Annotated in this window: 16 protein-coding genes and 2 riboswitches; of the genes, 7 read left to right on the top strand and 9 right to left on the bottom strand. The window is 73.4% G+C overall.

From position 1 onward, the window contains the following. Positions 1-96 precede the first annotated feature (96 nt). Both OP18_RS15490 and OP18_RS15485 read left to right on the top strand, forming a co-directional pair. Positions 97-519 carry a helix-turn-helix domain-containing protein gene (locus OP18_RS15490; RefSeq protein ID WP_033359552.1) on the top strand — a complete coding sequence of 141 codons (423 nt, stop codon included), beginning with the start codon at positions 97-99 and terminating at the stop codon, positions 517-519. An 84-nt stretch (positions 520-603) separates the two neighbouring features. Further along, complete coding sequence (locus OP18_RS15485) at positions 604-2,457, top strand: DivIVA domain-containing protein (protein WP_156089542.1); 1,854 nt, start codon at positions 604-606, stop codon at positions 2,455-2,457. 544 nt (positions 2,458-3,001) lie between these two features. Here the strand turns inward: OP18_RS15485 and OP18_RS15480 are convergent. From OP18_RS15480 to OP18_RS52545, 3 genes are all read right to left on the bottom strand, one after another. Next, a complete protein-coding gene (locus OP18_RS15480) occupies positions 3,002-3,955 on the bottom strand; it encodes an ARPP-1 family domain-containing protein (RefSeq protein ID WP_033359551.1) in 954 nt (317 codons plus the stop codon). Further along, complete coding sequence (locus OP18_RS57180) at positions 3,952-5,283, bottom strand: hypothetical protein (protein WP_052386769.1); 1,332 nt, start codon at positions 5,281-5,283, stop codon at positions 3,952-3,954. The genes OP18_RS15480 and OP18_RS57180 overlap by 4 nt, the downstream gene beginning before the upstream one ends. 89 nt (positions 5,284-5,372) lie before the next feature. Beyond that, positions 5,373-6,878, bottom strand: a complete 1,506-nt coding sequence (locus OP18_RS52545; RefSeq protein WP_052386768.1) for a GGDEF domain-containing protein — start codon at positions 6,876-6,878, stop codon at positions 5,373-5,375. 143 nt (positions 6,879-7,021) lie between these two features. Here OP18_RS52545 and OP18_RS15465 point away from each other — a divergent pair, with 143 nt between their 5' ends. Next, entirely contained in the window at positions 7,022-8,359 is a 1,338-nt protein-coding gene (locus OP18_RS15465) for a condensation domain-containing protein (RefSeq protein WP_033359550.1), read from the top strand. A 7-nt stretch (positions 8,360-8,366) separates the two neighbouring features. On the opposite strand, the gene OP18_RS51205 is transcribed toward OP18_RS15465, so the two are convergent. Further along, the gene (locus tag OP18_RS51205) at positions 8,367-10,220 is read right to left on the bottom strand and encodes a DUF6311 domain-containing protein (protein WP_156089541.1); all 1,854 of its coding nucleotides are present in this window, start codon (positions 10,218-10,220) and stop codon (positions 8,367-8,369) included. 215 nt (positions 10,221-10,435) lie between these two features. Here OP18_RS51205 and OP18_RS15455 point away from each other — a divergent pair, with 215 nt between their 5' ends. Beyond that, positions 10,436-11,089 (top strand): methyltransferase domain-containing protein, encoded by a 654-nt coding sequence (locus OP18_RS15455; RefSeq protein ID WP_052386766.1) that lies wholly within the window; start codon positions 10,436-10,438, stop codon positions 11,087-11,089. A gap of 144 nt (positions 11,090-11,233) precedes the next feature. On the opposite strand, the gene OP18_RS15450 is transcribed toward OP18_RS15455, so the two are convergent. Genes OP18_RS15450 through OP18_RS52540 form a run of 3 tightly spaced genes read right to left on the bottom strand, consistent with a single transcriptional unit; the run spans position 11,234 to position 13,055 of the window. Next, on the bottom strand, positions 11,234-12,574 hold the full coding sequence (locus OP18_RS15450; RefSeq protein ID WP_033359655.1) for an L-serine ammonia-lyase: 1,341 nt from the start codon (positions 12,572-12,574) through the stop codon (positions 11,234-11,236). 5 nt (positions 12,575-12,579) lie between these two features. Continuing rightward, positions 12,580-12,735 carry a biotin/lipoyl attachment domain-containing protein gene (locus OP18_RS57175; protein ID WP_245635388.1) on the bottom strand — a complete coding sequence of 52 codons (156 nt, stop codon included), beginning with the start codon at positions 12,733-12,735 and terminating at the stop codon, positions 12,580-12,582. A 5-nt stretch (positions 12,736-12,740) separates the two neighbouring features. After that, positions 12,741-13,055, bottom strand: coding sequence for a glycine cleavage T C-terminal barrel domain-containing protein (locus tag OP18_RS52540; RefSeq protein WP_052386765.1), 315 nt, complete (start codon positions 13,053-13,055; stop codon positions 12,741-12,743). 52 nt (positions 13,056-13,107) lie between these two features. After that, positions 13,108-13,213, bottom strand: a riboswitch (glycine riboswitch). Next, a riboswitch (glycine riboswitch) is annotated at positions 13,214-13,307 on the bottom strand. A gap of 211 nt (positions 13,308-13,518) precedes the next feature. Between OP18_RS52540 and OP18_RS15440 the strand changes: the two genes are divergently transcribed. After that, positions 13,519-14,583 carry a lytic polysaccharide monooxygenase auxiliary activity family 9 protein gene (locus OP18_RS15440; RefSeq protein WP_033359547.1) on the top strand — a complete coding sequence of 355 codons (1,065 nt, stop codon included), beginning with the start codon at positions 13,519-13,521 and terminating at the stop codon, positions 14,581-14,583. A 94-nt stretch (positions 14,584-14,677) separates the two neighbouring features. After that, on the top strand, positions 14,678-15,805 hold the full coding sequence (locus OP18_RS15435; RefSeq protein ID WP_052386764.1) for an amidohydrolase family protein: 1,128 nt from the start codon (positions 14,678-14,680) through the stop codon (positions 15,803-15,805). A 104-nt stretch (positions 15,806-15,909) separates the two neighbouring features. Here OP18_RS15435 and OP18_RS15430 read toward each other — a convergent pair whose 3' ends face one another. Further along, positions 15,910-17,337 (bottom strand): cellulase family glycosylhydrolase, encoded by a 1,428-nt coding sequence (locus OP18_RS15430; protein WP_033359546.1) that lies wholly within the window; start codon positions 17,335-17,337, stop codon positions 15,910-15,912. A gap of 129 nt (positions 17,338-17,466) precedes the next feature. On the opposite strand from OP18_RS15430, the gene OP18_RS15425 reads away from it, so the two are divergent. Further along, positions 17,467-18,183 carry an FHA domain-containing protein gene (locus OP18_RS15425; protein ID WP_033359545.1) on the top strand — a complete coding sequence of 239 codons (717 nt, stop codon included), beginning with the start codon at positions 17,467-17,469 and terminating at the stop codon, positions 18,181-18,183. Positions 18,184-18,372: 189 nt separating this feature from the next. On the opposite strand, the gene OP18_RS15420 is transcribed toward OP18_RS15425, so the two are convergent. Beyond that, the gene (locus OP18_RS15420; protein WP_033359544.1) at positions 18,373-21,984 is read right to left on the bottom strand and encodes a CARDB domain-containing protein; all 3,612 of its coding nucleotides are present in this window, start codon (positions 21,982-21,984) and stop codon (positions 18,373-18,375) included. Positions 21,985-22,072: the final 88 nt, after the last annotated feature.

The following is a 22,072-nucleotide window of genomic DNA, read 5'->3' as shown; positions in this document are numbered from 1 at the left end:
CTTATGGGGCGACATCGTCCATAAATCTGAGCTTATGATGGAGATTTCCATCGCGGGGGTGCGATTGTCAAGCGTCGCTATGTTGCAGGAGGCCAGGTGACCCTCGCGGAGAAGCTCGACCGGCTGTTCGCCACGGTGCACCCGCCGGGCCGCGGCGAGTACAGCTACGAGGAGGTCGCGGCGGCCATCCGCGAGCGGGGGGTGATGATCTCCCATACGTACATCTGGCAGCTGCGCAAGGGCACCCGGGACAATCCGACCAAACGGCACCTCGAGGCCCTCGCGGAGTTCTTCGGGGTCAACGCCGCGTACTTCCTCGACGACGAGGCCGCCCGCCGCATCGATGAGCAGCTGGAGCTCCTCGCGGCGCTGCGGGACAACGCGGTGCGCACGATGGCGCTGCGCGCCGCCGGGCTGTCGGGTCCGAGCCTGGAGGCCATCCACGGCATGATCGAGCACGCCCGCCGGATCGAGGGCCTTCCGGACGATCCACCACCGGCCGACGTGGTGCGAAACTGACACGCCGGGCGGGGTGTTGGCCCGCGGGCACGCGACGGTAGCGTTGCGCCAGATCGCGCGCGCGATGGTATGGAGGGTTGGCACATGTCCCAGGGCGGAGAGCTGTTGACGGCTCGCGACGATTCCGGCTCGCGGCCGAGCTTCAAGGTCGCGCTGCGCGGCTACGACCAGGGACAGGTCGACCAGTATCTCGCCAAGCGGGACCGGGAGCTGGCCCAGCTGGCCGCGGAGCGCAAGCGCTTCGAGGCGGACCTGCAGGACCTCGACACCCGGCTGCGCTCCATGCAGGCGCAGCGCCAGCAGCTGCAGCAGGAGCTGGCCGAGGTCCGGGACCGGCCCGCGCGGGTCGACAAGGCGTCGTTCCGGCACCTCGGGCCGATGGTCGACGACATCCTCGCGCTCGCCGAGAAGCAGGCCAACCAGATCACCAGCACCACCCAGGAGCGGGCCGCCAAGCACCAGGCCGAGGCGGAGAAGGTCCTCGCCGACGCGCGGGAGCAGGCCGCCAAGACGCTGCAGGACCTCGAGGACGAGCTGGCCAAGCGCCGCGCCGAGGAGCAGCAGGCGTATGAGGAGCGCCGCGCCGCGGCGCAGGCCGAGCTCGCCGAGATCCGGGAGCTGGCGGAGCGGCTGCGGGCCAACAGTGAGGCCGCCCAGCAGCGTGCCGAGCAGGAGGCCGCCCGCATCAACGAGCAGAGCGCCGCGCAGATCAAGCACACCCAGGCGCAGGCGAAGGCGCTGCTGGAGGCCGCCCACCTGAAGATCCAGCAGGAGATCGAGGCGGCCCGCAACCAGACGCAGCAGGAGACGGCCCAGGCGAAGGCCGCCGCCGAGCAGGAGATCGCGGCGGCGAGGACGGCCGCCGAGCAGGAGGTCGCCGCGCACCGCGAGGCGGTCGAGGAGGAGCTGACCCGCCAGCGGGCCACCGTCGACGAGGAGTGCGCGGCGCTGCGGGCCGAGGCCGAGCAGCACGCCGCCGACCTGCGCCGCCGCGCCGACGAGCAGAACGCGACCGCCCAGCACCAGCTGGCATCCGTGCAGCGGGAGATCCAGTCCCGCCGGCAGGCGCTGACCCAGCTGCAGGCCGAGCTGGAGACCACCCAGCAGCGCCTGGCGCAGACCCGCCGTGAGGGCGCGACCGCCGAGCGTGAGGTCGTGCAGTTCCAGCAGCGGCTGAAGGAGACCCGCCAGGACCTGGCGGAGGAGATGGCCCGTCTCGAGGAGGCCCGCTCCGCCGCCGAGTCCTCGGAGCGGCACGCCAAGGAGGTCCGCGCCCGCGTGCAGCGCGAGGCGAAGCGGGTCGCCGACCTCGCCGCCGCCGCCGTCATGGCGGCCGCCGCGGGCGGCGAGACCGGCGAATACGCCAAGATCCCGGTGCGCACCCCGGCCGAGCGCGCCGCCGACCAGCAGCGCCTCGCCGAGCAGCAGCGCCTGGCGGAGGCCGAGCAGCCGGGCCAGCCGCAGGCCGGTCCGGCGCAGCCGGGCCACGCGCTGCCCGGCCAGCCCGTCGCGGGGCAGCCCGTCGCCGGCCAGCCGGTCGCGGGCCGTCCCGTCGCGGTCCACCCGCTGACGGGTCAGCCGGTCGCGATCAACCCGCTGACCGGGCAGCCGCTGTCGGTCCGCCCGGGCGCCGGCCAGCCGGCGACCACCGCCGGCGGCGACGAGCGGGCCGCGGCCGACGACGAGCTCGACGACGACCGCGACGAGCAGGAGCCGGCCGGCGACAGCCGCTCCGGTGAGCACGCCCCGCTCACCGCCGACCACGACCGGCGGGGCGAGGCGGCGCCGCGCAGCCTGTTCGAGCCGCGCACGCCCGCCCGCGGGGCCGACGACGACCGGCCGACCACCGGCAACGGCGGCGGCAACGGCTTCGCCCGCCACTCCTCGGAGTCCGGCATCCCCGCCCAGCGCGACGCGAACGCCAACGCCAACCGCTGACCGGCCACAGCGTCCCTGACCGGCCGCGACGTCCCTGACCGGCCACAGCGTCCCTGACCGGCCGCAGCGTCCCTGAGCCGCGCCGCACCATTGCCCCGCTGATTCGGGCCCGCACGACCTGGCGCACCGCAGCGCCACCGGGTGATGCGGGCCCGGTCGCCTCCACGCGGCCCGGAGCGCGGCAGCGCGCGGGTCCGAGGAGCGCGGCGCACGGCCCAGACAGCATCGCGCGGGCCCAGAGAGCGCCGCGCGGCCCGGAGCGCAGCACCGCGCGGGCCCGGAGAGCGCAGCACCGCGCGGGCCCGGAGAGCGCCGCGCCGTGTCAGACCGCCGGGAAGGCGCGGAAGACGCGGAAGGCGCCACCCCCGCCGGGGTGGCGCCTTCGTGGCGATCGCGGGCCGGGTGGTCAGCGCCCCTCCGGCATAAAAGGCCGCTTGCTGTGCGGCTGTGCCCCGATCTGGAATCGGGGGGCCTGCCGGGCGGGCCTGACGCAGTCCCGCGATGCCTGTGAGTCAACCGGATCCGGCGGGGGCCGGCAACCGGTTTACGCCGCCGCGAACAGCGACGCGTACACCAGCCGCGAACCGTCGGTGACGACCTGCCCGGCGACCGCCGCACCGGTCACGGTGGACAGCCGCAGGTCCAGGTACCGCTCCTCCTCGGTCAGCTCACCGGGCTGCCACGCCGCGCGGGCCAGCCACTCGCCGACCTCGTCGGCGACCCGGCGGCGGCGGCGCTGCAGCGCGGCCCGCACCCCGTCGAGGGTGCCGGCGGCGAACGAGTCGTGCGGGTCGGCGACGTCCGGCCCGGGCGCGGCGAACCAGGCGGCCGGGCCGTAGGCGAAGCAGACCAGCGCCATCCACACCTCGGCGAAGTACACCGGGTCCGGCGCGACCTCCACCCCGACGAGCCGGTCACCGATTCCGAACAGCGCGCCGAGCTGCCCGTCGAGCAGCTCCAGGCGGCTCTGGTACTGGGTCAGCACCGCCCGCTTGCGGGTCAGCACCTGCTCCAGGTGCCCGCGGGCCGGCAGGCCGTGCCGGGCGTTGAAGCCGGCGATGTCGCCCCACAGCTTGCTGTACTGGCTGGTGCCGCGCAGCCGCAGCGCCGCCGCGCGCAGCTCGACCGGCAGGACGAAGAACCACTGGTCCCGCTCGGCGAGGTAGCCGCCCTGGCTCTCCTGGACGCAGCACGCGTCGTCGAAGCGCAGCGTCTGCCCCGCGGCGATGAACGCCGAGCGGCACAGGGCGTGGTTCTGCGCGGCGTCCTGGATGTAGCCGACGTGCAGCGGCACGATCGCCACGCCCGCGGCGGCCGGGTTGGTGAGCTCGACCTGGCCGTACGTGACGACCCGGCTGAGCTTCAGCCCGCTGCGCGGCGGCGCGATTCCCGGGTACGCGGGCCCGAAGACGGGCACCATGGTGAGCGCGCCGGCGCGCTGCGGCGGGCCGAGCCGGTAGCCGGTGGTGTCCACGGCGGCCGGGACTGGCAGGTTCATCGCGGTCCTCCTTCCGAGGTCCGGGCCGGCAGGGTGAGGGCGTGCTCGGCGGCGGCGAGCCGGCGGCGCAGCTCGGCGCCGATCCACGCGCGGGCCGCGGGACCGTCCACATGCGACAGCAGCCACAGCACGAGCGGCGCCAGGTCGTCGGTGTGCCAGAACGTGCGCTGCGGCAGCGCCGGCGCGGGCCGGCGCAGCGTCAGGTCGTCGGCGTGGCCGAACGTCGCCTGGCAGTACACGACCGGCGTGGACACCCCGGCGCCGGGCAGCGCCGCGGCGACCCGCGCGAGGTCGCCCGGGTGGACGTTCTCGTAGCCGTCGGAGGCGACCGCGACGACGTCCGGCGGCACCGGGCCCGACAGCGCGTCCAGGACGGCGGTGGCGAGGTCGGTGGCGCCGCCGGGCCGCCCGGCGACGCCGCCGGCGCGCACCACGACCAGCCGCGCGCAGACCCGGTCCAGGACCCGCCGCAGCGCGGCGACCTGCGACGCGACCGCCCACTCACGCTCGCCGTAGCCGCGCATCGACGCGGAGTCGTCCAGCACCAGCGCGACCGTGCCCTCGTAGCGGGGCAGGCCGGCGACGGCGGCGTCGGTGTACCGGGCGACCGCGGGCAGCAGCTCGCCGGTCGGCCCGCCGCGCAGCAGGTGCACGAGGGTCGCGGCGAGGTCGCCGCGGTTGGTCGCGGTGACGGTCGCCGGGCGCGGCCCGGTCAGGTCGAGGTCGCCGCCGGCCGGTGGGAGCGCGACGAGCGCGGTGCCGTCGTGGTGCCGGTACAGGGCGGGCACCAGCGCGGCGTTCCCGGGCCGCAGCACGGACCGCAGCCGGTCGGGGTGCGGGCGCTCGCCGCGGCGCAGGGCGGCGGCGCAGGCGCGGGCGGTGGCCCGGCCGAGGGCGTGCTCGAGGCAGTCCTGGGCGACGGCGCGGCGGGCCCGGACGAGCTGCGCGGCGTGCGGGTGCTCGAGCAGCACCGTGAGCACGGTCCGGGTGACGTGCCGGTGGTTGGCGCGGCGGCGGCGCACGGCGAGCAGCACCGTGAGCACGTCCGCCGGGGCGAGGCCGAGCGCGAGGACGCGGGTGACCCGGGCGAGGGTGTCGCGGGCGGCGTCGCCGAACCCGGCGCGGGAGGCGAGCAGCAGCTGCAGCAGCACCCGGGCCCGCTGCGGGGCGGGGACCCCGGGGGTGAGCGCGCTCAGCGCGTAGCGCTGCGGGTCGGCGGCGTACGCCTCGGCGTGCACGGCCTCGTCGTCCCAGACCACCGCACCGGCCCGGAGAACCCGCAGGCCGGTGGTGTGCTGCTGGAGATGGCGCGCGAACGGCACGGTCATGGTCTTCCCTCCCCCGGTGTGGTTGCCGTCACTGTCGCACCGGGAAAATCGGTGGATCGAACGCTTTTGCGTGTGCAACCACGGGCCGGCTACCGGGCGGCGACCTCCAGCACGGCCGCGGCGGCCGGGCGCCGGTGGCTCGTGACGCGGCCCTTGCCGTCGGCCTTCGCCTGGTACAGGGCGAGGTCGGCGTCGCGCAGCAGCGCGTCGAGGTCGGTGCCGGGCCCGTGGCCGAGCGCCACCCCGGCGCTGGCGCGGATGCGCAGCGGGGTCCCGGCGACCGTCAGCGGCGCCGCCAGCCGGGCCAGCACCCGGGCGGCGACCTCCTCGGCCGCGCGGGCACCGCCGACGCGTGGCAGCAGCAGCACGAACTCGTCGCCGCCGAGCCGGGCCACGGTGCCGGCACCGCCGACCGCCTCGGTGAGCCGGCCCGCCGCCGCGACCAGCAGCGCGTCGCCGGCGGCGTGCCCGAGCCCGTCGTTGACCTGCTTGAAGCCGTCGAGGTCGAGCAGGACCACGGCGGTCGACCCGTCCGGTGGGGTCGCGGCGAGCTCCTCGGCGGCCAGCCGGGCCAGGTGCGCCCGGTTCGCCAGGCCGGTGAGCGCGTCGTGGTACGCCAGGTGCGCGAGCATCGCCCGCTGCTCGGTGAGGTCCCGCAGCAGCCGCTGGTTGGTGCGGGCGCTCAGCAGCTGGCGCAGCACCACCAGGCAGGCGGTGCCGAGCAGCAGCCACACCTCGGTGGAGCCGAGGGCGCCGTCGCGGGCGTGCAGGACGGCGGCGGTGCCGAACGCGGCGGCGACCGGCACGTACGGCAGCAGCCCCCACCGGCTGGAGCCGTGCTCGGACTCGATGGTGTCCGGCGGCGGCACCGCGGACCGGCTCGCCAGCACGGTGAGGGCGGTGGCGAGGGTGTACCCGCCGCCGACCCCGGCCGCGTAGGCGGGGTTGCCGTGCGCGAGGTTCGCGATGTAGCCGAGGTTGACGACGGTGAACATCAGCATGCTCACCGCCAGCAGCGACAGGGCGTCGTGGCCGCGGGCGAGACTGCGTGACAGCAGCACCACGGCGACCGCGCCGCCGACCAGCTCGAAGGCCGGGAAGACCAGGGCCAGGTAGAACACCCGCGGCTCGACGACGGCGAGGACGTCGCGCAGCACCAGCAGCCACGCGATGAGGAGGAACGCGCCGAACACGACGGTGCCGTCGACGGCGCGGCGCGCCCGCACCGACGGGCTGCCCCGCCCGGGCGTGCACAGCAGCAGCGCGACCGGCGTGAGGGCCACCGCGAGGAGGCTGACGACCTCGGCCCCGGTCGGCTCGGGCCGGACGGCGCCGGTGACGGCGTCGGCGAGGTACAGCAGGTTCGCCACCGACCACAGCGCGGCGGCGACGGCGGCGACCGCCCAGCCGGCCAGCATCCGGCCGCGCGCGCCGCGCGCCTGGTGGAGATGCCCGGCGGCGGCGTACGCCGACAGCAGCACCAGCGGCACCGACGCGGCGACCACCCCGTGCCGCTCGGGCAGGACGGCGACGAGCAGCTGGACGAGCGCCCCGGCGCCCGCCGAGGCCGCCAGCCGGCCGCGAATGTTCGTCACCGCATGCCATCGGCAGCCCCGGCGGGGACCTGAGGACCGTACGGAGCACTGCATATACAGCTTCGCGGCGCCGTCGACATCCGCGCGGCGGTGCACGAGACTCGGGCGCAGGGCGGGCGGGCCGACGACGGGTGGGAGCGGGCATGGTGGTGGCGCAGGCGGCGGCGGACCGGCGGTCGGAGGTCACGTTCAGCGGCGGCCGGGCCGGCGCCGGACCGGCGACCTGGGGACAGCAGGCGATCTGGGACGTGGTGCGCGACCTCGGCACCGACGCGGCCCGGTACAACGTCTCCGGCGGGCTGCCGCTGCCGGAGCCGGTGCCGGCCGACCGGGTCGAGGCCGCGGTGCGGGACCTGGTGCTGCTGCACGAGTCGCTGCGCACCCGGCTGCGCACCACCGACGACGGCCGCGTCGAGCAGGTCGTGCACGCCGCCGGCGGCATCCCCGTGGTGACCCGCCCGGCGACCCCGGACACGGTGACGGAGGCGGCGTACGCGCTGCGCGACGAGCTGCTCGCGGTGCCGTTCGACGCCGAACGGCAGTGGCCGCTGCGGGTCGGTGTCGTGCACGCCGGCGGCGGCGTGCGCTACGTGGTGTTCTTCCTGTCCCACACCGCCTCCGACGGCTGGGGGTTGCGCAACCTCCTCGCCGACTTCGCCGCGCTGCTGCGCGGGCCGCTGCCGGAGCGGGACCTGCTGCAGCCGCTCGAGGAGGCGGCGCTGCAGACGTCGCAGCGGGGCCGCCGCCGCGACGCCGCCGCCCGGCGCTCGTGGCTGGACAAGCTCGGCCGGGGCCCGGCGAGCCTGTTCCCGGCGCGGGCGGGCCGGCCGCCGGCCGCGACGTTCCCCAACGCGGTGCTCAACTCCCCCGCGCTCGGCCTGGCCCTGGACCGGGTCGCGGCGACGATGTCGGTCAGCCCGGCCGCGGTCGTGCTCGCCGCGGCGGCCGCGTCCGCCGCCCGGCTGACCGGCGTCGACGAGGCCGTCTTCCAGGTGGTCGTCAACAACCGGTTCCTGCCCGGGATGACCGGCGGGGTCACCACCATCGCGCAGGAAGGGCTGTTCCACCTCACGGACACCGGCGGCGGCGACTTCCCGGACCTGGTCCGGCGCACGTTCGGCGCGGCGCTGTCCGCGCAGCGGCACGCGTACTACGACAAGCTCGCCCTGGACCGTGCGGTCGCGGCGCTGCCGCACCCCGCCGACCACTCCTGCTTCGTCAACGACCAGCGGGGACTGATGCCGGCGCTGAACTTCGCCGCGCCCGTGCCGGCGCCGCTGCGGGAGGCGCTGGCCCGTACCCGGCTGACGTGGCCGGTGGAGCACGAGCCGCGCCGGGGCGTGTCGTTCGCGCTCGACGCGCAGGACGCGCCCGGCGCGCTGGAGCTGGCGATGACCGCGGACAGCGCGCTCATGCCCCGCGCCGACATGGAGACGTTCCTGTACACGATCGAGGACCTCGTGGTGCGCGCGGCCGGCTGAGAGCCGCCTACCGCTGCACCTTCCACACCCACACGTCGGCGATGTGCTCGCCGGGGCCGAACAGCTGGTCGGCGGTCTGCCGGATGGCGTCGCTGTTGCCGTGGCCGTCGGCGAGGATGACCCGGTCCGCCTTCCAGTAGGCCAGGTCCGCGCGGGCCTGCGCGATCTGCTCCGGGGCGAGGACCGGCACCACCCCGTCGTTGCCGACCTGCCCGAGCAGGCTCCAGGTCGGCGGGTACGTGGGGCCGAACATGGCCCTGTGCTCCGGGTCGTTCGGATCCGGGGCGAGGAAGTACCCGCCGGCGATCTTGAAGTCGATGCGGGCGTCGACGGCCCAGCGCATCGCGTCGAGCCCTTCCCACCAGCCGCCGGGGATGACGACCACGGTCGCCTGCTGCGGCACGTGCTCGCGCCACATGCCGCTGCTGAAGAACACCGGCGGCAGGGGGCGGTCGTTCGCCGGCTGCGGCGTCGGGATGAGCGGCAGCAGCGCCATGGCGAGGGCGGCCGTCCACAGCCAGCGCCCCGCCACCGGCAGCGGCTCGTCGTCCACGTCGACCGGCGGTTCGGAAGCGAACGACCCCTCGTCGAGCGACCGTGCCTCCGGCTCGTCCAGCGCCTTGTCCGTGGCTGCGTCCTCGGCCGCCGGGGCGGACTCGACCGCGGCCGCCTCGCTGACCTGCGGGGCGACGATGAACCGGTCGACGAGGATGGCCAGGAGCACCCCGACGAGCGGGGTGACGACGAGCGCGACCCGGGTCGGCACGACCGAGTCGAACAGCGGCAGGTCGACCAGGAACCGCCACGGGCCGTGCCAGGTGGTCTCCTCGCCCTGGTACCGCACGACCGGGCCGAGCGACAGCAGCGCGAACACGACGGCGGTGACGAACAGCGCCCGGGCGCCCCGGTGCCGCCACAGCGCGACCGCGGCCGCCGGCAGGAGCAGCAGCAGCGGCCAGCCGAAGAACGTGTTCTCCTCGGTCGGGCCGCCGAGCTTCTCGATGCGGGTGACGTCGCCGAGGATCGAGCGGCGGCTGAAGTTCGAGAACGAGGCGAAGTCCGCGCTGAAGCCGTGCACGAAGTCGGGCAGCCCGTGGTACGCCTGCGGGCCGGTGAACTGGTGCCACAGCGGGTACGCCATGACGACCCCGGCGACCAGGGCGGTGACGCCGAGCGCCGGCAGGGCCGCCCGCGCCGCCGGCAGCATCTCGCTCGGCCGCAGGTACACCAGGAGGAACACCAGCAACGCGAACGCCGCCAGGAACAGGACCTCCTCGTTGATGAAGCACTGGTACACCACGAGGCCGGCGAGGACGAGGCCCTTGCGGACCGTGTCGCCGGGCTGGCGCATCCGGAACACCGCCCACAGGATCAGCGGGATCATGAACTGGCCGGCGATGTTGGGGTGCGCGGTCGTCTGCGACACCATCGCCGGGGCGAAGCCGCAGAACAGTGCCCCCAGGTAGGCTGCCGTGCGGGACCGGACGACCTCGCAGCGCAGCAGCATGAAGAACCAGGAGATCGCGGTGCCGGCGGGGGCGATGGTGCTGATGAGCGCGAACGTGACCGGTGCGCCGAACAGCAGGGTCACCGGGGCGAGCGGCAGGGCGAGCCCGAGGATCGACGTGTTGGCCATCAGGTTCACGCCCAGCGGCGCGTTGAGCTGGTCGGTGAAGATCGGGGAGTCACCGTGGGTGAACAGCCGCGCGGCGTGCGTCAGCACCCACTCGAAGAACACCTGGTCCTGGTTGTTGTCGGCGAGCATCCGCTCCTGCGGCGCCGCCCACAGATGCTGGAACAGCACGACGGAGAAGACCACGTAGCTCACGACGACAAGCGCGTTCTTTCCGCCGATTTTCACGGATGAGACCATAGCCGGACGCACGCCCGCGGCGCACGTACTGGCCCTGGAGCATCGACGTCGATAAACTACGCCAATTCCGGATAACATGATCAGATCGTTTGGATCGCCGAGCTACCGAGGAGAACGCCGTGCCGCCTGGAGGCGATCGGGATCGTAGTGCGGAGATCCTCGGTGACCAGCTGATCCAGTCGGAGGTCCTGGAGGGCCTCGCGATGGCGAAGAACCATCGCAAATGGTTCGTCTCGTTCGCCACACCCTATCTCGGTGACGACCCGATCGAGGTCAGCGCCGGCCTCGGCGACTACGCCGCGGAATGGCTCGAGCACGCGCCCCGCATGACGGTCACCGAGGCCGACCCGGACCGGCTGCTCGCGCTCAAGGAGCGGTTCTCCGGCAACCGCGAGGTGGCGATCCGCGAGCTGATGCTGCCCAGCGACGTGACCGCCGAGCACAGCGCCGCCGTGTCCTACAACGTGCTGGAGCACATCGAGGACCACCTGGGCGCGCTGCGCACCATGCGGTCCCTGGTGCGACCCGGCGGCTACGTGGTCATCGTGGTGCCGGCGTTCCCGTTCGCGATGGGTCCGGCCGACATCGCCACCGGGCACGTGCGCCGGTACACCCGCAAGACCATGCGGGAGGTCCTGCTCGCCGCCGACCTGCAGATCGAGCGGCTGCACTACGCCAACTCCCTCGGCCTCATCGGCTACTACGTGTCGACGTGCCTGCTGCGGCAGAAGCCGGGCCCCGGTCTCATGGTGAAGTTCTACGACTCGACGGTCGCGCCGATGACCCGCCTCGCGGAACGGTTCGTCACGCCGCCCTTCGGCCAGTCCGTGATCGCCGTCGCCCGCCGCCCGGCCTGAAAGTTTCGCGCCGCCGCCGGTCCCACCGGGGCCGGCGGCGCCGGGCGGCGGCACGCCACCCGGCGGCGTCACCGGTGACGTTCGGTCACCGGTAGGTCGGGTCCGGGTGGCCGGTCGCCGCCCGCACCGGTGCCGGCGGCCGGGTCAGCATTCGATGACGGTGACGGCGAGGCCGCCGCGGGCCGTCTCCTTGTACTTCACGGACATGTCGCGGCCGGTGTCGCGCATGGTGCGGATCGCCTTGTCGAGGGTGACCTTGTGGCTGCCGTCGCCGTTGAGCGCGAGCCGCGCCGCGTTGATCGCCTTGACGCTGGCGATGGCGTTGCGTTCGATGCACGGGATCTGCACCAGGCCGCCGACCGGGTCGCAGGTGAGGCCGAGGTTGTGCTCGAGGCCGATCTCGGCGGCGTTCTCGACCTGGGCGGGGGTGCCGCCGAGGACCTCGCACAGCCCGGCGGCGGCCATCGCGCACGCCGACCCGACCTCGCCCTGGCAGCCGACCTCCGCGCCGGAGATGGAGGCGTTGCCCTTGATGAGGATGCCGATGGCGGCGGCGGTGAGCAGGAACCGGGCGACGCCGTCGTCGGTGGCCCCGGGCACGAACCGGGTGTAGTAGTGCAGGACGGCGGGGATGATCCCGGCGGCGCCGTTGGTGGGTGCGGTGACGATCCGGCCGCCGGAGGCGTTCTCCTCGTTGACGGCGAGGGCGAAGAGGTTGACCCAGTCCAGGACGCGCAGCGGGTCGCGGGTGCCCTCGTCGGCCTTCAAATCGCGGTACAGGGCGGGGGCGCGGCGGGGCACGCGCAGGCCGCCGGGCAGGACCCCTTCGCGGGCGCAGCCGCGGGCCACGCACGCCTGCATCACCGACCACAGGTGCAGCAGGTGGGCGCGGGTGTCGGCGGCGGGCCGCCAGGCGCGTTCGTTGGCGTACATGACGGCGCTGACCGGCAGGTCCAGGTCGCGGCACAGGGCGAGCAGCTCGCCGCCGGTGCTGAACGGGTGCGGCACGGTGGTGGTGTCCGGCACGATCCCGGTGTCGCCGACGACGAACCCGCCGCCGACGGAGAAGTAGGTGCGTTGCGACACCGGCCGCCCGTCCGGGTCCCAGGCGTGGAAGCGCATGCCGTTGGGGTGCTCGGGCAGGGACCGGCGGCGGTGCAGCACGATGTCGGCGTCGAACGCGACGGTCGCGCCGCCGGCGAGCCGCAGCCGGCCGGCGCGGCGGATCTGCGCGACGCGCTCGTCGGCGGTGTCGGTGTCGACGGTCGCGGGGTCCTCGCCGAGCAGTCCGAGGACGACGGCCTTCGCCGAGCCGTGGCCGTGCCCGGTGGCGCCGAGCGAGCCGAACAGCTCCGCGCGCACCCGGCCGACCCGCTGGCCGTCCAATGTGGACGCGAACCTGCGGGCGGCGCGCATCGGGCCGACGGTGTGCGACGAGGACGGGCCGATGCCGACGGAGTACAGGTCGAACGCGCTCAACGCCACCTGGCTCACCCGGCCGGCGCGGCGTCGAGCAGCCCGGCGGTGACGGTCGCGCCGACGCCGGGCAGCCGCACGTGGACGATGTCGCCGAGCGCGGTGCTGCCCACGACGCCGTCGTGCAGCCACTCGTGGTCGCGGGTGCCGCGCCGCTGTGTCGGGATCATGAGGTTCACCTTTGCCTGGAGTGGAAGGGCGGCGCGACGTCCGTGGCGTCCGGCGACCGCCGGGTGCCGGTGCCGCGGGCCTGGACGGTGAGCGGGGGGCCGGGCGTGGACCGGCAGGTGGGCACGGAGGCCGTCGCGGCGGGGTGGCCGAGCGCCGGCGACGGCGCGCCGCTGGTGACGGCGCCGGCGGCCGCGCCGGTGGGCGAGGCCGAACGGGCCGGCGGCGCGGCGCACCGCGCGGGGCTCGGCGGCATGCGCCGGCCGGCGAGGTCGGTGAAGGTGGCACCCGGCTCGCGGTGCACGTCGGACAGCGGTGTCACGGGAGGCTCCCCTGGGTCCGGGCGCCGTCGCGGACGGCACCCTGGTGGGTGACCTCCCCGCTCTGTCATCGGAACCTGAGAGCTTCACCGCCGGCGGGCAGCCGTGCGGTTTGCACCGTGGGCGCAGGACAGCGATCGTCCTGACTTTCCAGAGTCGCCTGACCGCGGCGGTACCGGTGCCTGAGAGATTCTGGGGAGCGTTGCTCCTTCGGCGCCCCGGGTGGTGACCGGGGACTCTCCCGTCGCGGGTCGTGCAGCGCGATATGTGGTTGTGACTGTGGACCGTAGGACCCGCCCGGCCGACCCGTCAAGGACGCGGCCCCGGCCGTCCACGCCGCGCATTCGTCGCGATCCATGGACAGGTATCATGGACGCGGGAGCCGCACAGCGCCGCGGACAGCCTCTGAGCTGGACCGCAGGCGCCGCCATGCACGCATTTCGCATCGACGTGACGGAGCTCCTTGTGCAACTTTCAGCCCTCGGTAAACGCCTCACCATCGGCGCCACCGCCGTCCTGACCGCCGCCGTGGCGGCGGTCGTGGTCGCCCAGAGCCCGGCCGGCGCGCACGGCTCGGTCACCGACCCGCCGTCGCGTAACTACGGCTGCTGGGCCCGGTGGGGCAGCGATCACCTGAACCCGAACATGGCGCAGACCGACCCGATGTGCGCCCAGGCCTGGCAGGCGAACCCGGACACCATGTGGAACTGGAACGGCCTCTACCGCGAGGGCGTCGCCGGCAACCACCAGGCCGCCATCCCCGACGGCCAGCTCTGCAGCGGCGGGCGCACGCAGAACGGCCGGTACGCGTCGCTGGACACGGTCGGCAACTGGGTCGCCGCGACGAAGCCGAACAACTTCACGCTGACCCTCACCGACGCCGCCCAGCACGGCGCCGACTACCTGCGCATCTACATCACGAAGCAGGGCTTCGACCCGACCACGCAGCCGCTGACGTGGGCGAGCCTCGAGCTGGTCAACACCACCGGGCGGTACGCGCCGGCGGGGCAGTACCAGGCGCAGGTCAACGCCGGTTCGCGGACCGGCCGGCACGTCATCTACACCATCTGGCAGGCCAGCCACCTCGACCAGTCGTACTACCTGTGCAGTGACGTGATCTTCACCGGCGGCACCGGCCCGACGGACAGCGCCTCGGCCAGCGCGTCGCCGAGCCGCAGCACCAGCCCGAGCGCCAGCGCGAGCCCGAGCCGCAGCACCAGCGTGCCGCCCGGCGGCTGCGCGGCGTCCTACGCCAAGACCAGCGAGTGGTCGGGCGGCTTCGGCGCCACCGTCACCGTCACCGCCGGCGCCAACCCGATCAACGGCTGGACCGTGAAGCTGACCTGGGCGAACGGCCAGACGATCACCTCGTACTGGAACGCCACGGTCACCTCGGCCGGCGGCGTCTCGACCGCCACGAACGTCAACTACAACGGCAAGCTCGGCGCCGGGGCGTCCACGACCTTCGGCTTCAACGGCGCCTGGACCGGGACCAACACGGCACCGGCGGTGAGCTGCACCGCCAGCTGACTTGCCCGACACCTCACTTTCAAGATAGCTTTCTCAAAAGCTTTCTTCGGAGGTGTACGTGTCACGCCAGGTTCTTGTCCGTAACGCCCACGTCGTGCCCGGCAGCGGTCCCGAGCTGCCGGGCACCGACGTGCTCTGCACCGACGGCGTCATCACCGCCGTCGCCCCGGGTCTCGAGGCCCGGGCCGCGCCCGGCTGCGAGGTCATCGACGCGACCGGGCTGACCGTGACCGCGGGGTTCGTCGACGCGCACCGCCACGTGTGGCAGGCGCCGCTGCGCGGCACCGGCGCCGACATGGGGCTGCCCCGCTACTTCGCCGAGGTCCTCGGCACCGCGTTGCACGCCATGACCCCCGCCGCCGCGGCCGCGGCGACCCGGCTCGGTGCGGCGCTCGCCCTGGACGCCGGGATCACCACGGTCTTCGACTACAGCAACGCGACCCGCTCCCCCGAGCACACCGACGCGATCGTCGAGGCGTTCGAGGCGTCCGGTATCCGCGCCGTCGTCGGCCACGGCGACCCGTCGGCGACCGCGGACGTGCGACGGCTCGCGGCCCGCACCGGCCGGGTCACCGGCGCCCTGGCGATCCTGGGCCCCGACTACGGCGACTGGGACGAGGCCGTCGCGCAGCTCACGTTCGGCCGCGACCTCGGGCTCACGGTGGCCGCGCACGCCGGCGGCGCCACCGTGCGGCGGCTCCACGACGCCGGCCTGCTCGGCCCGGACCTGCAACTGGTGCACCTGAACGCGGTCACCGCCGGCGACGCGAAGCTGCTCGCCGACACCGGCACCGCGGTGGTGGTGACGCCGACGGTCGAGGCGGTCATGGGGCACGGCGCGTCGGCGTACGGGCGGCTCGCCGACGCCGGCGCCCGCCCCGCGCTCGGCGTCGACGTCGTCATCAACAACCCGCCGGACCTGTTCGAGCCGTTGCGCGACACGCTGCGCACCGCCCGGCTGGCGACCGGCTCGGCGTCGCTGCCGCCGGCCGCGGACCTGCTGCGGGCCGTCACGGCCGACGGTGCGCGGGCCGTCGGTCTCGGCGGCGTCGTCGGTACCGTCGAGGCCGGCAGACGCGCGGATCTGCTCCTGCTCGACGGGCTCGGGCACCTGACGGGCGAGCGGGCCGGGGCGGTCGTGTCGTGCCTGACGGCCACGGACGTGCGCACCGTGCTCGTCGACGGCCGCGTGGTGAAGCGCGACGGGCACCTGGTGGTGTGACGCCGCGGGGGCGGGGCCGGATGACCGGCCCCGCCCCCTTCCTTCGTGGCGGTTTCTCGTGGTGGCTGTTCGGTGCCGGCTGTTTCGTGGGTGGTTCGTCGGCCTCAGAAGTTGTCGGCGGTGCGGATCCGGCCGCGGACCCAGGCGCCGGACTCGCTCAGCGACGAGGAGTTGGTGTAGCTGCCCGCCGCGCAGGTGCCCGGCTTGAACGCGGCGCTGCTCTCGTTCGCGTCCGAGTAGGTCCAGTTCGCGTAGCTGATCTTCTTCGAGTCGAGCAGGTCCAGCCAGGCGGCGCTGCTGGACAGGTCGACGGCGCCGCCGCCGGTCGCGCTGACCGTGCCGAACTCGGTCACGAACAGCGGCAGCCGGCCCGCCGCCCGGGACACCACCGTGCGGTAGTTGTCCTTGTGCGACGCGGCGTAGAAGTGGAACGCGTACATGATGTTCGTCGCGTTCACCGGGCTCGCGACGATCTCGTTCTCGTCGGCGCCGTCGGACACGCCCAGCGACGACCAGCCGCGGGTGCCGACGATGACGACCGCGTCCGGGTCGTTCGCCCGGATGACCGGGATGACCTGCTCCGCGTAGTTCTTGATCTGCTGCCACGTGACGCCGTTGGGCTCGTTGGCGATCTCGTAGATGACGTTCTTCTTGTTCGCGTTGCGCGCCGACACCGCGGCGAAGAACGTCTTGGCCCGGTCGAGGTTGTAGTTCGGGTCGCCCGGGGTCAGGGTGTGGAAGTCGATGATCGCGTACAGGCCCTTGGACTCGGCCAGGTCCACGTACTGGTTCACCTGGTTGGTGAACCCGGCCGGGTTGGTCTCGTAGCCCTGCTCCTGCACGTACATGGCGATCCGCAGCAGATCGGCCTTCCAGTCGTCGGCGAGCGCGGCCACCGACGTGGTGTTGACGCACGAGGCGAACCACTGGATGCCGTGGGTGCTCATCCCGCGCAGCTGGATCGCCTTGTTGTTCTGGTTGCAGAGGTTCACGCCGCACACGTGCAGCTGCCCGTTGGCGGCGAGCGGCGTGCCGCCGCCGGTCGGCGTGGACGGGCTCGTCGACACGCTCGGCGACGTGCTCGGCGTCCGGCTCGGCGTCGGGCTGTTCGTGACCGTCCCCGAGCACGTCACGCCGTTGAGCGTGAACGTCGACGGCGACGGGTTGCTGGCCGTCCACGTGCCGTTGAAGCCGATGCTGGTCGACGCGCCGGTGGCGAGCGCACCGTTGTAGTCGAGGCTGCGCGCGGTGACGGCGCTGCCGCTCTGGCTGTACGTCGCCGACCAGCCCTGCCCGACCCGCTGCCCCGCGTCGGGGAACGTGAAGCCGAGCGTCCAACCGTTCACGGCGTCGCCGAGGTTCGTGATGGTGATGGTGCCGGTGAACCCGCCCGGCCAGGAGTTCGCCGTGTACGTGACCCGGCAGCCGCTCGCGGCGGACGCGTTGACCGCGGGCAGGACGACGATGCCGGTAACTGCGAGGGCGGAGGCGGCGCCCACCGCGAGGAGACCACGTCTGTGCAAGACCTTCATGACCGGCGATCCTGGACGCCCTTTTTTCGTGACGCCAGCGCAAGTCGTGTCCCGGGACACCCCCGGCCCGGTCCTTTTCCCAGCTCAGCTGGGGTGTGACGGGACTGTCGGCACCACGACGCCGATGAAATGTTCATGGGCGCTACCGTTGACCCCGTGAGTGGTTTGCAGCGGTTCGAGAAGCGGCTCGAGGGCCTGGTCGAAGGCGCGTTCGCCAAGGTGTTCAAGGGTGTCGTCCACCCGGTGGAGATCCTCAACGCGATGCAGGGCGAGGCCAACGCCGGCAAGACCGGCCTGCCGGGCGGCCGCGTCCTGGTGCCGAACCGCTACGTGATCGTGCTGTCCCCCGCCGACCACGACCGGCTCGCCCCGTACGCCGCCGCCCTCGCCAAGGAGCTCGCCCAGTCCCAGGCCGAGTACATCGGCGAGCAGGGCTGGGCCGTCTACGGCGACATCCTCGTCGAGGTCGCCCGCGACGAGACCCTGGAGACCGGCCTCTTCCGCGTCGACGCCCAGGTCTACACCGGCGCCGACCAGCGCACCCGCCGCGGCCCCGACAGCGGCGTGCGCCTCGTCACCGACGACGGCCAGACGCACGCCGTCCAGCGCGGCTCCACCGTCATCGGCCGCGGCGAGCAGGCCGACCTGCGCCTCGCCGACACCGGCGCGTCCCGCCAGCACGCCCGCCTCGACTTCGACGGCAACCGGCTCACCCTCACCGACCTCGGCTCGGCGAACGGCTCCCGCGTCAACGGCCAGAAGGTCACCTCCGCCACCGTCAACCCCGGCGACGAGATCGTCATCGGCACGACCCGCCTCTCGGTCCGCGTCGAGCACAGTTCCTGACCTCGGCGCGGCAGGCCGCGGGCCGGCCGGGGGACGCTCACCCCGGACCTCCGATGCACCGCAGGCGGCGCACTTGACGGGTGATTTCGACCCCGGACACGTCACGCGACGCCTGGACGTATCGTGGTCGCCACTCGAGCACCGCGGGCCCGTCAGCACGACGGGCCCGCGGTTGGAGCGGCGGCGGACTCAGCTGCCGGTGATGACGAACGTCGAGCCTGGCTCCTTGACGATGTCGCCGTCGGCGGAGTTGGTGATGGTCACGTTCGTCAGGGTGGCGTTGCCGCGGGCGCCGGCCATGGCGAGGATGCCCGCGCCGTTGTTGGACTTGTCGATGCGGACGCCTGCGATGGCGACGTTCGGCATGTTGCCGCCGCCGTTCTTGAACTGGATGCCGTCGTAGGTGGAGTCGACGATGTCGGTGTCGCGGATGGTGACGCCGACGATGTCCAGCGACGACGGGAACAGGGTGATGGCGCCGAACTCCTGGTCCTCGTTCCAGAACACGCCGCCGCAGCGGTACAGGCCGTTGTTGGCGATGACCGTGGTGCCGCTGAAGGGCTGCGGCGAGTGGTCGGTGGCCAGCATGATGCCGGGGTAGTTCATCGTGTCGGAGACGAGGTTGTTCTCGATGCCGTTGCCGTAGCCGCCGTAGATGGCGATGCCGTTGGCGCGCCACGGCAGCTGGACGGTGTTGTTGGTGAAGTGGTTGTCGTGGGCGATGTCCACCGCGGGGTCCTTGACGCGCGGGTTGGCCCACACGGCGAGGGAGTCGTCGCCGGTGGTGCGGAACGAGGAGTTGAAGACCCGCGAGTTGTGGGTGCCGTTGGAGAAGTTGATGCCGTCGGCGAAGGTGTCGCGGATGCGCATGCCGGTGAACTCCAGGCCGTCGCCCGGGTTCCAGTACGCCGGGGTGTCGCTGTAGTCGCGGCCGACCCAGGCGCCGACGTTGACGTGCTCGATCCAGACGTTGCTGATCTTCGTGTTCTTGCCGAAGCGGCCGTTGAGGCCGTGGCCGCGGTTGGCGCGGTTGGTCGTGCCGCCGAAGATGGCGAGGTCGGAGATCTGCGTGCTGTCGTCGATGTCGAAGCCGACGTTGCCCTCGTGCGGGTGGTTGATGTTGCCGACCACGTTCTGCGGTTCGGTGAGGGTGTAGAGCTGCGTGTGCCACATGCCGGCGCCGCGGATGGTGACGTTGCGGATGCCCTTCTGGTTGTACTGGCCGCGGGTCGGGTCGACGGACAGGATCTTCTGCTCCTGCCGCCATTGGCCGGCCGGGATCCACACGCAGCTGATGACGCCGTTCATGTCGTCGTTGACGGCGCGCTGGATGGCGGCGGTGTCGTCGATGCCGTCGTTGGGCACGGCGCCGTACGTGGTGATCGACGTGCACCCGGCGGGCTGGCTGAGCGCCGGCGCGACCTGCTCCAGGTCGATCAGGTCGATGTAGTAGAACGCCGCGGTGTCGCCGGCGTCGCGCTGCAGCTTGAACTTGGTGCCGGCCGGGTAGGAGCTGGCCAGCAGCGCGTGCGACTCGTCGAACAGGCGGCGGGCGTCGGCCTGCGGCGAGTTCGACAGCGACTCGGTGTCGTCGGTCGTGCCGTACAGCCAGCTGTAGCGCGACGACAGCGTCAGCTTCTGCACGAACACGTTGTTGGCGTAGAGGCTGATCGTGTAGTCGGCGCCGCCGCCGGACGCGGAGTCCGGCACCGAGTTGCGCACGACGATGGAGTTCGCCGCGTTCGTCGAGGTGATCTCGACGTAGTTGCCCTGGCTGTTGAGGCGCACCGAGGCGCGGCCCGAGGACTCGGTGCCGAAGTTGGTGTGCCCGAACGTGCGCAGCGGGTCGGCGGTGACCAGGGTGCCCTGGTACTGGCCGGCCTCGGCCTCGTAGGAGGTGTACGGCACGGCGGCGCCGCGGCCGACCACGATCGCCTGCGAGAAGCTGTTGTTGCTCTCGTTGGTCTCGGTGACCACGCCGGTGGCGTCTGCGGTGGCGGTGATCGTGGCGCCGCCGCTGGTGGCGGTCCAGGTGCCGCTGATCGCGACGGAGACGGTGGCGCCGGCCGCGACGGACGCCGTGGTGCCGTTGAGCGTGGTCCCGCCGACGGTGACCCGGGTGACGGTGGCGACGCCGCTGGCGGTGGTGCCGCGGTTGTTGACGGTGACGGTGAAGCTGACGGCCGCGCCGACCGCCGGGTTCGCCGGGTTCGACGACACGCCGAGCACCTGCAGGTCCGGGCCGGGCGCCTGGGCGACGACCAGCTGCGACGAGGCGGTGAACGCGTTGTTGGACTCGCTCTGCTCCGCGACCGTGTTCGCCGGGTCGACCGTCGCGGACACCGGGTAGCTGCCCATGGCGCGGGTGCCGGCGTTGACGGTGACGGTGGTGGACGCGCCGGCGGCGAGCGCGCCGACCGCGGCGGTGCCGGCGGAGGCCCCGCCGACGTTGACGTTGACCGTGGTGGCCGCGGCGGCGGCGGTACCGGCGTTGCGCACGGTCGCCGACACGGTGACCGGGGTGGTCTCCGTCGGCGCCGCCGGTGACCACGTCAGGGCGGTGACGACGAGGTCCGGGTTGGGCGCGGGGGTGCCGATGACCTGCAGCTCGGCGACCTGGCCGCCGGGGGCGCCGTTGTTGGTGAAGATCTGCAGCTGCACGTCGGCGACCCGGCCGCTGACCGGGATCGTCACGGTGTTCTGGTTGCCCGTCGGGCTGAAGCCGTAGTCGGCGCGGGCCTTGAGGGAGGTGAACCCGGTGGCGGACTGCTCGCGGCCGAGGACCTGGATGGCCTGGGTACGCGGGCCCCACGCGGTGTCGGGGTTGAGCTTGACGACGACGGAGCTCACGTCGGCGTTGGCGCCGAGCTTCACGGTGAGCACGCCGGGGAAGCCGTTGGACTCCCAGTAGGAGCCGACGTTGCCGTCGTTGGCGTTGGTGGCGACGAACGTGAACACCGACGAGTTCGCCTCGACCGCCTTGCCCTGGGCGAGGTTCGTGCCGTTCGGCGGGGTCGTGCCGGTGCGGGTGACGTGGTTGCTCTCCGCCGACAGCGTGCCGGCCGGGTCGCTGGCCTTCACCCAGTACTCGACGGTCGCCGTGTCCGGCTGCGTGTCGGTGTACACCAGGACGTTGCCGCCGACGGTGGCGCGCACGGCGCCGTTGGCGTAGATGGTGTACCCGGCGATGCCGGCCGCCGACGTCGACGCGGTCCAGGTGAGGCGGATCTGCCCGGAGGCCGGCTGGGTGTAGGCGAGGTTCCCCGGCGCGGTCGGCGGCTGGACGGTGCCGGTGGCGCCGTAGATCTCGAGCTCCGACAGCTGCCCGGCGGGCCAGCCGGTGTTCGCGGTGATCGTGACCCGCACGTACCGGACGCTGGCCGCGGTGAAGTTGACGGTGACGACGTTGCCGGAGGACTGGTTGAACAGCCGCCCCGCGGACGGGGACAGGTCGTTGAAGGTGCTGCCGTTGACGCTGCCCTGCACGGCGAGGGTCTGGGTGCGGCTGCCCCAGGTGGTGGGCAGCTTCAGCACCACCTGGTCGACGGCGGTGGCGGCGCCGAGGTCGACCTGGATCCACTGCGGGAAGACGTTGTTGGTGCTCTCCCAGTACGACCCGGCGTTGCCGTCGTTGACGTTGCCGGTGCCGTACGGGCCGTTGGCGCTGCTGGCCTGGACCTGCTTGCCGAGGGCGAGGTTCGGTCCGCCGGCGGCCCGCGCGGCCGCGGGCATCGTGGCGGCGATGACCGCGGTCGCCAGGACCGCGGCGAACAGCCGCCACCTGGACGTTCGTTGACTCATGACGTCTTGGCCTCTCATCGGGGCGAGGGCGCGACACACCGGGCCCGCGGGGCGTGGCCCTGCGGGCATGGCGGCGAGGCGCGCCGGG

It is taken from the genome of Dactylosporangium aurantiacum (assembly GCF_000716715.1).
In the GTDB taxonomy this organism is placed as follows: Bacteria; Actinomycetota; Actinomycetes; order Mycobacteriales; family Micromonosporaceae; genus Dactylosporangium; species Dactylosporangium aurantiacum.
Note: the sequence above shows the minus strand (reverse complement) of the source record. Positions and strands in the feature narration are given on the sequence as shown.